Annotated in this window: 14 protein-coding genes; 3 read left to right on the top strand and 11 right to left on the bottom strand. The window is 69.7% G+C overall.

Going from position 1 to position 13,429, the window contains the following annotated elements; genetic code table 11:
- Positions 1-37 precede the first annotated feature (37 nt).
- Together AB0P21_RS34625 and AB0P21_RS34620 are read right to left on the bottom strand one after the other, a co-directional pair.
- Positions 38-1,081: a DUF5937 family protein gene (locus AB0P21_RS34625; RefSeq protein ID WP_363702445.1), complete on the bottom strand. Its 1,044-nt coding sequence runs from the start codon at positions 1,079-1,081 to the stop codon at positions 38-40.
- Between the two features lie 25 nt (positions 1,082-1,106).
- On the bottom strand, positions 1,107-1,583 hold the full coding sequence (locus tag AB0P21_RS34620; RefSeq protein WP_363702443.1) for a GyrI-like domain-containing protein: 477 nt from the start codon (positions 1,581-1,583) through the stop codon (positions 1,107-1,109).
- A 112-nt stretch (positions 1,584-1,695) separates the two neighbouring features.
- On the opposite strand from AB0P21_RS34620, the gene AB0P21_RS34615 reads away from it, so the two are divergent.
- On the top strand, positions 1,696-2,985 hold the full coding sequence (locus AB0P21_RS34615; RefSeq protein WP_363702441.1) for a glycoside hydrolase domain-containing protein: 1,290 nt from the start codon (positions 1,696-1,698) through the stop codon (positions 2,983-2,985).
- A gap of 4 nt (positions 2,986-2,989) precedes the next feature.
- On the opposite strand, the gene AB0P21_RS34610 is transcribed toward AB0P21_RS34615, so the two are convergent.
- The gene (locus AB0P21_RS34610) at positions 2,990-3,361 is read right to left on the bottom strand and encodes a cupin domain-containing protein (protein ID WP_363702439.1); all 372 of its coding nucleotides are present in this window, start codon (positions 3,359-3,361) and stop codon (positions 2,990-2,992) included.
- Between the two features lie 48 nt (positions 3,362-3,409).
- On the opposite strand from AB0P21_RS34610, the gene AB0P21_RS34605 reads away from it, so the two are divergent.
- Positions 3,410-3,874, top strand: coding sequence for a MarR family transcriptional regulator (locus AB0P21_RS34605; RefSeq protein ID WP_363702437.1), 465 nt, complete (start codon positions 3,410-3,412; stop codon positions 3,872-3,874).
- A 7-nt stretch (positions 3,875-3,881) separates the two neighbouring features.
- Here the strand turns inward: AB0P21_RS34605 and AB0P21_RS34600 are convergent, their stop codons facing one another.
- From AB0P21_RS34600 to AB0P21_RS34575, 6 genes are all read right to left on the bottom strand, one after another.
- Positions 3,882-6,734, bottom strand: a complete 2,853-nt coding sequence (locus AB0P21_RS34600) for a DEAD/DEAH box helicase (RefSeq protein WP_363702435.1) — start codon at positions 6,732-6,734, stop codon at positions 3,882-3,884.
- A 148-nt stretch (positions 6,735-6,882) separates the two neighbouring features.
- The gene (locus AB0P21_RS34595) at positions 6,883-7,779 is read right to left on the bottom strand and encodes a chitosanase (RefSeq protein ID WP_363702433.1); all 897 of its coding nucleotides are present in this window, start codon (positions 7,777-7,779) and stop codon (positions 6,883-6,885) included.
- A 73-nt stretch (positions 7,780-7,852) separates the two neighbouring features.
- Positions 7,853-8,725, bottom strand: coding sequence for a YegS/Rv2252/BmrU family lipid kinase (locus tag AB0P21_RS34590; RefSeq protein WP_363702431.1), 873 nt, complete (start codon positions 8,723-8,725; stop codon positions 7,853-7,855).
- Positions 8,725-9,486: a twin-arginine translocase subunit TatC gene (tatC, locus tag AB0P21_RS34585; protein WP_363702429.1), complete on the bottom strand. Its 762-nt coding sequence runs from the start codon at positions 9,484-9,486 to the stop codon at positions 8,725-8,727. The genes AB0P21_RS34590 and tatC overlap by 1 nt, the downstream gene beginning before the upstream one ends.
- 76 nt (positions 9,487-9,562) lie before the next feature.
- Positions 9,563-9,871, bottom strand: a complete 309-nt coding sequence (locus AB0P21_RS34580; protein WP_363702427.1) for a twin-arginine translocase TatA/TatE family subunit — start codon at positions 9,869-9,871, stop codon at positions 9,563-9,565.
- A 51-nt stretch (positions 9,872-9,922) separates the two neighbouring features.
- Positions 9,923-10,114: a hypothetical protein gene (locus AB0P21_RS34575; protein WP_363702425.1), complete on the bottom strand. Its 192-nt coding sequence runs from the start codon at positions 10,112-10,114 to the stop codon at positions 9,923-9,925.
- A gap of 117 nt (positions 10,115-10,231) precedes the next feature.
- On the opposite strand from AB0P21_RS34575, the gene AB0P21_RS34570 reads away from it, so the two are divergent.
- Positions 10,232-11,428: a winged helix DNA-binding domain-containing protein gene (locus AB0P21_RS34570; protein WP_363702423.1), complete on the top strand. Its 1,197-nt coding sequence runs from the start codon at positions 10,232-10,234 to the stop codon at positions 11,426-11,428.
- 1 nt (position 11,429) lies between these two features.
- On the opposite strand, the gene AB0P21_RS34565 is transcribed toward AB0P21_RS34570, so the two are convergent.
- Together AB0P21_RS34565 and AB0P21_RS34560 are read right to left on the bottom strand one after the other, a co-directional pair.
- Positions 11,430-12,410 carry a WYL domain-containing protein gene (locus AB0P21_RS34565; RefSeq protein ID WP_363702421.1) on the bottom strand — a complete coding sequence of 327 codons (981 nt, stop codon included), beginning with the start codon at positions 12,408-12,410 and terminating at the stop codon, positions 11,430-11,432.
- Entirely contained in the window at positions 12,407-13,372 is a 966-nt protein-coding gene (locus tag AB0P21_RS34560; protein WP_363702419.1) for a WYL domain-containing protein, read from the bottom strand. Before AB0P21_RS34560 ends, AB0P21_RS34565 begins: the two co-directional genes overlap by 4 nt.
- Positions 13,373-13,429 lie beyond the last annotated feature (57 nt).

The following is a 13,429-nucleotide window of genomic DNA, read 5'->3' as shown; positions in this document are numbered from 1 at the left end:
CCGGCCGGGCGATCGGTCGTTGGATTGACGGATCTCGTCAGCGCATCACGAGGTCGAGCAGATCTGTGCCGATACTGCGGAAGGCCTCTTCGTCCAGTCGGTAGGCGACGAATCTGCCCTGTCGCTCGGCCGTCACCAGGCCGGCCCTGGTCAGCGCGCGCAGGTGCCGGGTGACCTGCGTCGGGTGGAGATTCCAGAGCGCCGCGATCTCCCCTGCAGTCCGGGACTCGCTCGCGACGGCCCGGCAGACCTGCAACCGGTCGGCCACAGCGAGGGCCTCCAGCCGCTGCCGAATCGCCTGTGCAGTCGGTACTACGGCCTGCCCGCGACCACCTGCCGGGTAGATGACGGTCAGCGGCTCCCCGGGGACCTCACCGAGGAACAGGTGTGGCGCGATGAAGTTGCTCGGCACCAGCAGCAGCGAGCGCTGCGCCAAGTCGATCCGCTTGTTCTGGATCTTCTGCACGACCAGGCTGTCCGGATCCCTGACCTCGACCGAGCCGTCCAGCCCGCGCAGCATCACGCTTAGCCCGTCCCGCACGGCCAGATCCCGGTCCTGCCGGCCGCGGGCCGCCAACTGGTCGCGCGACGCCGCCCAGATCTCTCCGAACCAGTTCTGCCAGCACGCGTCGAGGAGATCCAGGAACCTCCCGACCGGCTCGGCCGGGTCGGTCAGCAGCGACTCGACCAGCTCGGCGATTGGGCGGCCGCGGCTCAAAGCCCAGCGGCGTACGGCGTCCGGGTCGGTGCTGCGGCTGCCCAACGGCTGGCCACGCAGCGGGCGGACCAGCTCGGCGGCGAGGTCCTCCGGTGGGCGGGAGCGCAATGCGGCGAGCTCGTCGGCGAAGGACGGCAGGCCGGTGGCCGGGCTGGTCGCGAAGAAGCGGGCCCGGACCGCGCGCACCGTCCAGGTCCAGGTGGCCAACTCGTCCCGCAGTACTGCGGGCATCGCGGCGCGGGTCTGCGCGGCCCAGTCGGTGCGGTCGTGGTGGCGCGGCTCGGCGAGGACGTGCAGGGCACAGCCGAGCTCGATCAGCGGTGAGGCGACGTGGCGGATCCGCTCGGGGTCGAGCCGGCTCACCCCGGCCAGGATCGTCGGCAACTGATCAGCCGCGAAGCCGGAAGAGCAGCTCGGTCTCCCAGGTGCTCATGTCCGGCTGGTCGATCGGGTCGGACTTGTAGACCTCGAGCCGGCTGCCCCACTTGCTGCCGTCGGTGTCCCACTCCAGCCCTTCGGCCTCGGCCCAGGCCAGCAGTTCGCCGGTCACCCGCTCCAGCTCGTCGGGGTGACCGATGTGGGTGACGCTGACGTAGCGGCCGGCCGGCAGCACGCCGCCGACGATCTCGCCCTCACCGTGCTGGCGCTGCTCGACCGGGAGGCCGATCTCCAGCACCAGACCGTTGTCCATGTCGACCACGTCGTACTTGAAGAACACGTCCCCGACCGGGTCGATGGTGCGGGCCGCGAGCCAGCTGAACAGCTCCGGCGTCCGGCCGGCGAACTCGCCGATCTCGGTCATCGCGACCTTGCCGCGCAGCGCGACGTACGGCTGGGCCGCACGCTCGACGATCGTCGGTTCCATCCTCGCTCCTCTGGTTGGTGGGCTACCGGCCATCCTGCCTGAAGGTGGTTCCTGAGCATTGCAGGACGTCGATGGAAGGCGTGTACTGCAAATGACTAGGGGGCTGGTTGGCATGAGGCGCGTGCTGGTGCTGTTGCTGTGTGTCGGGTTCGGTCTGGGGATGACGGAGCCGGCGGCAGCCGAACCGGCTACGCCCGTGGGATATCCGGCCAGTGCGACGGCGACCAGGTACACCGGGCTGGCCCTCGACGCCTGTACTGCGCCGACGGTGGCGCAGATGTCGGCTTGGTTGGCATCGCCGTACCGGGCTGTGGGGATCTACATCGGCGGGGTGAACCGTGGCTGCGCACAGCCGCAGTTGACGGCCAGCTGGGTGAGCAGCGTGACGCGGATGGGGTGGCGGCTCATCCCTGTCTACATGGGCTATCAGGCGCCCTGCACTACACGTCCCAACGCGGTGAAGATGACAGTGCCGTCTGCCGCGACCCAGGGGACGGCACAGGCAGCAGATGCGGTCGCGAAGGCCGCAGCACTCGGGCTCCTGCCGGGCAGCGCGATCTACGGCGACATGGAGCACTACACCGTGTCCGACGCGACCTGCCGAGCGACAGTACTGCGGTACTTGTCCTCCTGGACGAAGGAACTGCATCGCCGGGGCTACCTCTCGGCGGTGTACGCCCACCAGGACTCCGGCGCTCGCCACCTGGCAGAGGTCTACAACTCAACCGCCTATGCCCGCCCGGACGCACTCTGGATCGCCCGCTGGGACCTGAGCTCGACACTGACCGGCTGGCCGCTGATCTCCAACCGCTACTGGTCTGCCGGCCAGCGCGCGAAGCAGTACCGAGGCGACCACGACGAGACGCACGGCGGCGTCACCCTCAACATCGACAACGACCGCTTCGACGCCCCCGTCGCGTCCGTTTGGTACACCTACACGCTACGAACCTCGGTCCACACCTACAGCGGCCCGTCCACCGCCTACCCGATCAGAGCGACGCTGGCGCAGAACTCAGGCATCCGAATCGTCTGCCAGACCTACGGCCCGAAGATCGGCACCACCACCGTCTGGAACAAGCTGATCGACGGCACCTACGTCACCGACTACTACGCCCGCACCCCCAACAAGACTGGCTACAGCCCACCGATCCCCGGCTGCAGCTACCCGTACCAGACAACAACCGACAACCTGTCCAGACGCCGCGGCCCCGGTACGGCGTACTCCGCCTACCCAAGCCCGCTACCCATCGGCTCCCTCGCCTGGATCACCTGCCAACGAGCCGGCACCACAGTCGGTACTACCCCAGTCTGGAACCGACTGACCGACAGCAGCTGGGTCACCGACTACTACGTCGCCAACCCGAGCAACACCACCTACAGCGCCCCCATCCGCCGCTGCTGACCAGCTACTGCGCCCAGGGTGGTTGCACCGTTGAACCGTCGGCCATCGTGCCGGTGAAGCCTGCGGTGATCGCGACGTACAGCTCGGCGTCGGTTTCGCCGAGGTTGCTGAGCTGGATCTCTTCGCCCGCGGGCACCACGGCCGCGTCGCCCGGGCCTAGCTTCTCGCCGTTCGGGGTGAGCTGGACAGTGCCGGACAGGACCATGAAGATCTCGTCGCGGTCGAGGGTGTGGGCTGCATCGCTGCGCAGACCCGCCTCGACCCGCAAACGCCAGGTGCACAAGCCTTTCGAGCCTCGGCTGGGCGCGGCGAGGCCGGTGAAGTGCACACCAGGTAGCTGAAACTGCGGCGCGTCGGCCGCGCGGATGATCGCCATCGGATCCCCCTGCGAGATAGACAAGCTGACTTGTCTATCATGGGAGCCATGGCAGCGAATGGCAAGCCGGATTTCGGCATTCTCCTGGTGCTCGCGGAGCAGCAGTTCGTCCGTGAGCTGCGGGCGACGACCGCGGCGCAGGGCTTCGACGACCAAGGGCGCTCCGACGGCTTCGTACTGCGAACGCTCGGCGCGGCGCCCGCCACCGTCGGCGCGCTGGCGGAGCGGCTCGACATCACCAAGCAGGGTGCGGCCCAGATCGTCGACGACATGGAGCGCCGCGGGTACGTCGAGCGCCGCCCGGATCCCACCGACGGCAGAGCGCGGCTGATCCAGCTGTCAGAGCGCGGCCAGGCAGCGCTGGCCGCCGCGAGGCGTTTCCACCAGGCTTATGAGCGCAGGCTGCGCAAGACCTACGGCGACGCCGCGGTCGACGCAGTACGGGCTGTCCTCGCCTCGATGGCCGGCGAGGACAGCACCACGGATCCGCACTTCAGAGCGTTGATGTTCTAGCGAGCTCTTACGGCTCGTCGACCACCGAGGCGTAGGCGATCACGCCGCGGCGGATCTGGTCGGTGACCTGGCGAGCCGTATGGCGCAGCGGGGTCGGGCCGGCCGCGTCAGCGACCTGCTCGGTCAGGTCGATGAGCTGCTTGACCCAGCGGACGAAGTCGCCGGCGGCCAGGTCGGACTCGTAGAGCACCTCGGCCAGTGAGGCACCCGACGCCCAGCGGTAGGCGGCCCAGCAGAAGCCGAGGTCCATCGAGCGCAGGAAGTCGACCCGCATGTCCCGCTCGAGCGCCGACAGCTCGCGCCAGATCAGGCCCATCCGGTCGAGCGCCTCGCGGACCTCGCCGCGCGGCAGCCGGGGTGACGACGGCTCGTCCTTGGAGCGCGACTCGTAGACCAGCGCAGCCAGCGCGGCCGCCAGCTCCGGTACCTCGAGGTCGTCGAACACCCCGACCCGCAGGCACTCCGCCGCGACCAGGTCGAGCTCGGTGTAGATCCGCGACAGCCGGTCGCCGGCCTCGGTGGTCTTGTCGCCGTCCAGGTAGTGCAGCGCGTCGAGCACCTGGCAGACCCGGTCGAACTGGCGGGCGATCGTGTTCGTCCGCTGGTCGATCTTGCGCTGGGTGTCGCGGTTCTCCCGGTCCAGCCGGAAGTACCGCTCGGCCCAGCGGGCGTGGTCCTCGCGATCCGCGCAGCCGTGGCAGGGGTGCGCGCGCAGCTCGGCGCGCATCTGCTGCAGCTCCGGGTCGTCGGCGTGCGTGACGACGTCGCCGCTGCGGCTGCGCGACGACGGCGGACCGTCCTCGCCGATCATGTCGGTGCGGCCCCGCAGTACGTGGGCGAGCTCGCGCCGCTGCTGCGGGTTGCGCGGGTTGAACTTCTTCGGCACCCGCAGTGAGCTGATCGCCGCCACCGGGGTCGGGAAGTCGATCATCGACAGCTTGCGCACCTGCCGGTCGAGGGTCAGCACGGTCGGCCGCGGCCCCTCGCGCTCCGACCTGACCCCGGCGTCGAGCACCAGCGCCCAGCCCGCGCTGCGGCCGGCCGGGATCCGGATGATGTCGCCGATCCGCAGCTTCTCCAGCGACTCCTGCGCCTCGACCCGGCGGTCCAGCTTGCGCGCCTTCGAGCCCGACGACTCCCGGTCGCCGATCCGGCGGCGCAGCGCGGCGTACTCGAGGAAGTCGCCGAGGTGGCAGTTGATGGAGTCCTTGTAGCCCTCCAGCGCCTCGGTGTTGCGCTGCACCTGCCGGGCCAGCCCGACCACGGCCTGGTCGGACTGGAACTGCGCGAACGACAGCTCCAGCATGTCCCGGGCCCGGCTGCGGCCGACCTGGCGGACCAGGTTGACCGCCATGTTGTACGACGGGGAGAACGACGAGCGGAGCGGATAGGTCCGGGTCGAGGCAAGGCCGGCCACGGCACGCGGCTCGAAGCCCGGCTGCCAGAGCACCACCGCGTGTCCCTCGACGTCGATGCCGCGACGACCGGCGCGACCGGTCAGCTGGGTGTACTCCCCCGGCGTGATGTCGACGTGCGCCTCGCCGTTCCACTTGCCCAGCTTCTCCAGCACCACCGTGCGGGCCGGCATGTTGATGCCGAGGGCAAGCGTCTCGGTGGCGAAGACGACCTTGATCAGGCCGCGCGCGAACAGCTCCTCGACGACCTCCTTGAAGGCCGCCAGCATGCCCGCGTGGTGGGCCGCGATGCCACGGCTGAGCGCCTCGGCGAAGTCGTGGTAGCCGAGCACGCCGAGATCCTCGTCGGGCAGGTCGGCCGTGCGCTCAGCCAGCACCCGCTTGATCTCGTCGCGCTCACTCGGCTTGGTCAGCCGCAGGCCCGACCGCAGGCACTGCAGCATCGCGTCCTCGCAGCCCTTGCGGGAGAAGATGAAGTAGATCGCCGGCAGCAGCGCCCCGGCATCCAGCTCCTCGACCACATCGGACCGGTACGGCGTGAAGTTCGACCGGGGCGGCCGGGCCTTCGGCATGTCCCGGCGGCGGCGCGGCTTGCGCGAGTCGTCGCGGTGGATCCGGCTGTCGTCGCGAGCCAGCTTGACCAGCGCCGGGTTGACCAGGTCCTTGAGGTCCGGCCCGGCGGCTCCCGCCTTCGCCGGGTTGCCCGACTTCGGCTTCGGCGAACTCTGTGGCCCGTACTGCGCTACGCCGCCGGCCCGCGCGGTCGGCGCCTCGCCCGCGAACAGGTCGTGCAGCCGTTTGCCGACCATCACGTGCTGGAACAGCGGCACCGGCCGCTTCTCCTCCAGCACCACCACGGTGTTGCCGCGGACCGTCTCCAGCCAGTCGCCGAACTCCTCGGCGTTGCTCACCGTCGCCGACAGCGAGACCACCGAGACCGACTCCGGCAGGTGGATGATCACTTCCTCCCAGACCGCGCCACGGGCCCGGTCGGCGAGGTAGTGCACCTCGTCCATCACCACGTAGGACAGGCCGAGCAGTGTCTGCGACCTGGCGTAGAGCATGTTGCGCAGCACCTCGGTCGTCATCACGACGACCGGGGCCTCGGAGTTGATCGAGTTGTCACCGGTCAGCAGGCCGACGTTGTCCGCGCCGTACCGGCGGACCAGGTCGCCGTACTTCTGGTTGCTCAGCGCCTTGATCGGGGTGGTGTAGAAGCACTTCTGCCCCCGCTGCAGGGCCAGGTGCACCGCGAACTCGCCGACCAGCGTCTTGCCCGACCCGGTCGGGGCCGCGACCAGGACCTGGTGGCCGTCCTCCAGCGCCGCGCACGCCCGCAGCTGGAACTCGTCCAGCTGGAAGTCGTAGAGCGAACGGAACTCCTTGACCGCGGGATGCTCCTGGTCCGAGCGGAAAACGGCGTACTTCTCGGACGGGGTGCTCATGGGCCCCAATCTATGCGACGCCACCCCCAGAACCACGTCAGGTCCATCCGGGGCGGCTCACGAAGAAGCCCCCGCGGCCCGGGGACACTCGGGCTGCGGGGGCTGTCATCGACCGGTCAGGGCGGTCGATGTGCTCTGTCGGTCGCGGTCAGTCGATCCGGAACGAGTCGCCGTAGACCTTCCAGCTCAGCGGCGTGTTCAGGTTCAGGTTGCCGTTGCGCAGGAAGACCCGCTGGGCGGTGTCGACCCGGCTGGTCTCGCTGTGCGCGTCCTCCTGCTTCATCGCCCAGACCCGGGCATCCAGGAAGGCGTTCAGCCAGGTGGTCTCGTTCCCGCCCTGGGCCGGCGGCTTGGCCTTGGTCAGCGCGCGCTTGCGGATGTTGCGGAAGCTGGTGGAGTCGTTGCCGTCGCCGTGCATCACGATCGCGTCGTAGTACGTGAACTGGCCGAGGACGCCGACGCCGTCGGCCTTGCCCTGGCTGACCGACGGGTTGAAGTAGACCCGGTCCCGCTCGTCGTTCTGGGCGGTCTTGAAGACGCTGTCGTTGGCGGCGGTCTTCCAGTCCCTGGTGAAGTTCGGGTCCAGTCCGGCGTGCGAGTCGGAGCCGTCGACGTTGCGCAGCGCCGGCAGGTACTTGGCCAGCACGTTGCCCGGCTTGCGCTGGGTGTACAGCTCGACCAGCTCGAGCATGTCGTGGGTGCCGGAGCAGAAGCCGATGATGCCGCCGGTGTAGCCGCGGCCGTCGTCGATGTCCTCGATGTACTTGTACTGCGCCTTCCAGTCCAGCGAGGAGTTCTCCGCGCTGGAGACGAGCTTCATCGCGATCTCCTTCTTCACCGGGTCGTCCAGCCCGATCGCGGCGGGCGCCGGGACCGCGGTCGCGGACGGCGCCGCGGCGCCGTCCTGGTAGGGGCGGAACGGCGAGGCGTTCGCGGTCGCCGGGGCGGCGGCGACGGCGAGTCCGAGCAGGATGCCGGCCAGCTTGCGGCCGGTGTGCGTGGGGCGGTTCGGCACGGTGACTCCTTCGAGGGGCGTCGAGTTCATCTGTTAGGAAGCTTTCCTATCAGACAAACAGCCGTCACGAACAGAGATCAGGGAAATTCGTTGTGTTAAGAGATCAGGCGAAGACGGTCAGCGCGCCGGGCGCGATGCCGATCTCGACCGGCAGCGGGCCGAGGATCTCGCCGTCGGCGTACGCTGTGACGCCGGCCGACTCGAGCCGGACCGAGCGGCCGCGCAGCGTGTGCACCGCCGGGTGGCCGACGTGACTGCCCTTGGCCAGTTTGGGGAACATCTGCAGCAGGGTCAGCCGGGAGACCGGCTTGATCACCGTGATGTCGAGCAGCCCGTCGTCGATCTCGGCGCCGGCGCAGATCTGCAGCCCGCCGCCGTACGTCGGGCCGGTGCCGACCGCGACCAGCATGGCGTCGGTCTCGAGCGGCTCACCGTCGACGGTGACGACGTACGAGAGCGGCTGGAAGGTGCGCAGCTCGGCGAACGTGGCCAGCGTGTAGCGGGCGTTGCCCTTCGGCCAGTTCATCGCGTTGGCGCGCTTGTTCACCAGCGAGTCGAAGCCGCCGGCCACCACGGTGGTGATGTACCGGTCGTTGGCCGTGGCCAGGTCGATCGCCTTGGTCCGGCCGTTGACGATCAGCGCGGCCGCGGCCTTCGGATCCTTCAGCGGTACGCCGATGCCGCGGGCGAAGTCGTTGCCGGTCCCGGCCGGGATGACGCCGAACGCCATCCCCGACTTCGCCAGCACCTGCGCGCCGAGGTGGATGGTGCCGTCACCGCCGACCAGCGCGACCGCGTCGGCGCCGGAGGCGATCACCTCGGCGGCGATCCGGCCGACGTCCTCGGCGCAGGTGGTGGTGAACTCGTCGACGGTCAGGCCGCCGGCCTCCAGCTCGGCCCGGACCACCGGCGCGACCCGGGCGCCCAGGCCGCGGCCGCTGGTGGGATTGACCACCAGCGCGATCTTGCGGGCCATCAGTCCGCCAGCAGTTCTTCGGCCTTGCGGCGCTTGCGCCGGTCGTTCAGCTTGGCGATGATCTCGGCCGCGAAGAACAGCAGACACATCGGCACGGCCAGGAACATCAGCGAGAACGGGTCGCCGGACGGGGTCGCCACCGCGCCGAAGACGAAGATCGACAAGATGATGTACGGCCGGAACTTGGACAGCGCCGAGGCCGGCACGATGCCCAGGATGTTCAGCAGCACCACCACCAGTGGCAGCAGGAACGCGATCCCGAACACCAGCATCGTGCGCAGCACGAAGTCCAGGTACTCCGGCAGCGTGATCAGGTTCTGGGCGAAGTCCGGGGTGAAGCCGATCAGGATCTCGATGCCCTTGGGGAGCGTCCAGTAGGCGACCCACAGGCCGGCGGCGAACAGCGGAGTGGCGATCCCGGCGAACAGGAACGCCCACTTCTTCTCGCTGCGGTGCAGACCGGGCGCGATGAACGCCCACAGCTCGTACAGCCAGACCGGGCTGGCCAGGATCAGGCCGAAGACCAGCGAGATCTTGATCTGGAAGGTGAACGGCGAGGTGACCGAGTTGAAGGTCAGCTCGGGCCGCTTGCCGCCGTTCTTGCTCGCCAGCAGCTCGGCCACACCGCGGTCGAACGGCCGCTTCAGGAACTCGAGCGCCTGGTCGTAGAACAGGTAGCCCAGCACCGACATCAGCACGATCGCCAGCACCGAGATGAGCAGCCGGTTGCGCAGCTCCGCGATGTGCTCGCGGAGCGTCATCCGCCCCTCTTCGTCTTTCGGGCGACGCTCTTTCCGTCGTCCGAACCTCACCATCGTCACAGGTGGTGCGCGCGGCTCAGTTGGCCGTGTGCGTCGGCGGCAGGCCGTCGCCCGGCGCCTGGCCGTTCACCTGGTTCGGCTGCTGCACCGGCTGCTGGCTCGGGGCCTGCACCGGCGGGTGGACCTGCTGGGTCGGCGCCTGGGTGCCCTCGGTCAGCTCGCCGTCCTTCTTCCGGCTCGGGCCGACCTCTTCTTCCCAGATCTTCTTCGACTTGCCGAGCTGCTTCACCAGCGCGGGCAGCTTGGCCGACCCGAACAGCAGCACCACGATCGCGAGAATGACGAGCCACTCCGCGCCCTGGGGCATTCCGAGTTCCGGAACCATGACGAACTCCCTACCGACTTCTACTCGTGGCTCAAACCGTGAGCGCCGATACTACGCCCGGATCCGTGCGTCCTCGGCGGCCCGTGCGGACCTGGCCTCCGACTGCGCGTCCTCGAGCTTGGACTGGGCGGCACCCAACTCACGCGTCAGTGCCTTGGCCTGGCGCCAGATCCTCCGGGCGAGCAGCGCGAGGACCAGAAGCCACACCGCCACCACGCCGAGGAAGAGCAGGAACCAGTACATGACCCGAGCCTATCCGGTTCCCGGTGATGGCCCCGCGTCGCCGTCGGTCGGCGCGGACAACGGTGTCGGAACGTGATGGTAAGAACAGGGGAAGCACAGACCTCAGGGGGACGCGGGATGGAACGGATTTCGGTCGGCGAGCGGCGTGCCCGGCTCGGGCTGCGGCACCGGTTGGCGCCCTCGGCGCAGGCGGCGGACCCGGTCGAGGCAGCCACCTCGCTGGTGGTGCTGCACGGCACCGACCCGGCGACCGTGCACCTGTCGATCGCGGCCCGGGTGCCGGGCAGCGAGGTCGCGGGCACCGAGCGAGCCCTGTACGACGACCGCACGCTGATCCGGATGCTCGGCATGCGGCGGACGGTGTTCGTGGTGCCGACCGCCTTCGCCCCGGTCGTCCAGGCCGCCTGCACCGACGACATCGCGGTCAAGCAGCGGAAGCTGCTGGTGAAACACCTGGCCGAGGCGGGGATCGCGGCCGACGCCGAGGAGTGCGCCAAGTGGCTGCAGGCGGTCGAGGAGTCGACGGCGACCGCGCTGGCGCTGCGCGGGTCGGCGACGGCCCAGGAGTTGTCAGCAGACGAGCCACGGCTGCGCAGCCGGTTGGCCATGTCGCCGGACAAGTCGTACGGCGCGCAGCCGTATGTGACCAGTCGAGTTCTCTTCCAGCTCTCGGCCGACGGCCGAATCGTCCGGGGCCGGCCACTCGGCACCTGGCTGAGTGCCCAGCACCAGTGGTCACCGGTGGAGAACTGGCTGCCCGGCGGCCTCGGCCACAAGCTGCCGGCCGACGAGGCCCGGGCGAAGCTGGCACGCGCGTGGCTGGGTTCGTTCGGACCCGGGACGGTGACGGACCTGCAGTGGTGGAGCGGGTGGACGCTCGGGCAGACCCGGAAGGCGCTGGCCGCGGTCGACGCAGTACAGGTTGCGCTGGAGGGGGCGGTCGGCTACGTGCTGCCTGGGGATGAGGGGCCGGTTGCCGCGCCTGAGCCGTGGGTGGCGTTCCTGCCGGCGCTGGATCCGACGGCGATGGGCTGGAAGGAGCGCGACTGGTATCTGGGCGAGCACAAGGCGCGGCTGTTCGACACCACCGGCAACATCGGGCCGACGGTCTGGGCCGACGGGCGGATCGTCGGCGGCTGGGGACAGCCGGAGTCGGGCGATGTCCGCTACCAGTTGCTGGACGACGTGGGCAGCGAGGTCGAGGCCGCGATCGAGGCTGAGGCAGGCCGCTGGACCAGCTGGCTGGCCGGCGTCCGGATCACGCCGCGCGGGCGCCGGGCCTCCCCGCTGGAGCTGCAGCTCTCCCGAGGTTGATCTAGGGCAGGACGTCGTCGTACGCCGAGAGGGCCTCGCGGGCCGTCTCGGCGATCTGCTTGCCCAGGTCCTGCGGGTCCAGGACCGTCGCGGTGCCGCCCAGCCGGAGGATCAGGCGTTGCAGCCAAGCGGTGTCGGCGACGCGAAGCTTGACGACCAAGGAGTTGCCGGGGACCTCCTCGACCGACTCCATCGGATAGTACTCGGCCACCCAGCGCGCCGGCGGCTCCAGCTTGACCGTGGCCAGCAGGTCGCGCTCCGACGGCTGGAACATCCCGTTGGACAGATCCCGCGGAGTCGCCTCCGGCGGCGGCTCGCTCGGCAGGTCGAGGAGCTTCGCGGCAGCGATCCGGTCCAGCCGGAACAGCCGGACGTCCTCTGCCAGGCGGCACCACGCCTCCAGGTAGCTGCGGCCGTCGGAGACCACCAGGCGCATCGGGTCGACGTCCCGCTCGGTCGTCTCGTCGCGCGACGGTACGTCGTACGTCAGGTGCATCCGCTGCTTCCCGGCCAGCGCGCGGTTCACCAGGCCGGCGATCTCCGGCGCGGCAGGCTCGACGTGGACATGAGCGGCCGAGCCTTCGATGGCGGCGGCACCCTCCCCCGCGGCCTTCTCCAGCTTGGCGATCGCTCGGTCGACGGCATCGCGGTCGTGGCCGGCCGTCACCTCGCGGAGCGTGCGCAGCGCGGTCAACAGGGCGAGCGCCTCGTCGGCGGCCAGCCGCAGCGGGCGGGCCAGGTAGTCGGCGTTGTTGAGGTGGATCACCCCATCGCCCTCGGCCGCGTCGATGTCGATCTCGATCAGATCGCCCATCTGCGCGCCGGGCAGACCGCAGAACCACAGCACCTTCAGGTCGGCGATGATCTGCTTCGGCCGGACGCCGAACTCGGCGGCCACGTCGTCGACCCGCGCGCCGTCGTTCTCGCGCAGGTAGGGCACCAGGGCGAGCAGTCGCTGCACCTGGTCACGGGCATTGCTCATGCGGAGACCCCCGCGATCGTCCGCAGCCGGCGCAGTACGCCGTCCAGGACGTCACCCGGGCCGACCACCACCGCATCCGGCCCGTACGACGCGATCTCCTCGGCGAGCACCTCGGAGTCGGCGTACGGGACGTGCAGCAGGTCCCAGCCCTCCTCGTCGTACGGCTCGATCGCGTTGGAGCGGCGGCGCAGGCTCACGCACGACCCCGTGCGGGCCCGGACCTTCGCCTCGGAGGTCGGCCGCGGCGGCGCGAGCTCGCTGACCAGGGAGCGGATGTCGGTGCCCTCGGGCACGGTGAACGCGTTCGGCTGGCCGACCGTCCTGACGTTGCCGCCGATCCGGGACAGCCGGAACATCCTGGTCGCCTCGCGGTCGCGGTCACGGCCTACGACGTACCAGCGGCCGTGCCAGGAGACGATCCCCCACGGCTCCAGCGTGCGGGTGGTCGAGGCCGAACCGCCACTACGGGTGTGCTCGAACCGGACCGCGGTGCGGCTGACCACGGCCGACCACATCGGGTCGAAGGCCGGCTCGGAGGCGCCGACGTGCGGCTCGATCGCGCTCAGCGCGGACTGGTCGGTCTGGATCCCGGCGGCCTTCAGCTTGAGCACGGCCGAGGTGGTCGCCTCGGCCAGGCTGGCGTGCTGCCAGACCCGTGCGGCGACGCCCAGGACGGCGGCCTCGTCGGGCTCCAGGTGGACCTCGGGCAATTCGAAGACATCGCGCCGGATCCGGTAACCGACGTCATCGGAGAAGAACTTGTCGATGGTGCCCATCTCGATCGGGATGCCCAGGTCGCGCAACTCGTCCTTGTCGCGCTCGAACATCTTCTCGAAGGCGTCGTCGGTCTGCCCGGCGTACCCCTCGACGACCTCGCGGATCCGCTCCTTGGTCACGTAGGTGCGCGCGACCAGCAGGCAGATCACCAAATTGAGCAGTCGCTCACTCTTCCGCGCCGACACCCGACCACCTTACGGGGTGATCGGTGCCACAGCCCGCGTTCCGCGCCGAACATCTGT

The sequence above is a fragment of the Kribbella sp. NPDC056861 genome (assembly GCF_040687575.1).
Lineage (GTDB): Bacteria > Actinomycetota > Actinomycetes > Propionibacteriales > Kribbellaceae > Kribbella.
The sequence above is the reverse complement of the archived record's forward strand: the minus strand, read 5'-3'. Positions and strand labels throughout refer to the sequence as shown.

What these genes read in the sequence shown, in the direction of transcription:
- AB0P21_RS34620 (WP_363702443.1), bottom strand. Translation starts at nt 1,583, where the DNA reads ATGGAACCGACGATCGTCGAGCGTGCGGCCCAGCCGTACGTCGCGCTG.
- tatC (WP_363702429.1), bottom strand. Translation starts at nt 9,486, where the DNA reads ATGACGCTCCGCGAGCACATCGCGGAGCTGCGCAACCGGCTGCTCATC.
- AB0P21_RS34590 (WP_363702431.1), bottom strand. Translation starts at nt 8,725, where the DNA reads ATGGCCCGCAAGATCGCGCTGGTGGTCAATCCCACCAGCGGCCGCGGC.
- AB0P21_RS34575 (WP_363702425.1), bottom strand. Translation starts at nt 10,114, where the DNA reads ATGTACTGGTTCCTGCTCTTCCTCGGCGTGGTGGCGGTGTGGCTTCTG.
- AB0P21_RS34595 (WP_363702433.1), bottom strand. Translation starts at nt 7,779, where the DNA reads ATGAACTCGACGCCCCTCGAAGGAGTCACCGTGCCGAACCGCCCCACG.
- AB0P21_RS34605 (WP_363702437.1), top strand. Translation starts at nt 3,410, where the DNA reads ATGGCAGCGAATGGCAAGCCGGATTTCGGCATTCTCCTGGTGCTCGCG.
- AB0P21_RS34615 (WP_363702441.1), top strand. Translation starts at nt 1,696, where the DNA reads ATGAGGCGCGTGCTGGTGCTGTTGCTGTGTGTCGGGTTCGGTCTGGGG.
- AB0P21_RS34600 (WP_363702435.1), bottom strand. Translation starts at nt 6,734, where the DNA reads ATGAGCACCCCGTCCGAGAAGTACGCCGTTTTCCGCTCGGACCAGGAG.
- AB0P21_RS34580 (WP_363702427.1), bottom strand. Translation starts at nt 9,871, where the DNA reads ATGGTTCCGGAACTCGGAATGCCCCAGGGCGCGGAGTGGCTCGTCATT.
- AB0P21_RS34610 (WP_363702439.1), bottom strand. Translation starts at nt 3,361, where the DNA reads ATGGCGATCATCCGCGCGGCCGACGCGCCGCAGTTTCAGCTACCTGGT.
- AB0P21_RS34565 (WP_363702421.1), bottom strand. Translation starts at nt 12,410, where the DNA reads ATGAGCAATGCCCGTGACCAGGTGCAGCGACTGCTCGCCCTGGTGCCC.
- AB0P21_RS34570 (WP_363702423.1), top strand. Translation starts at nt 10,232, where the DNA reads ATGGAACGGATTTCGGTCGGCGAGCGGCGTGCCCGGCTCGGGCTGCGG.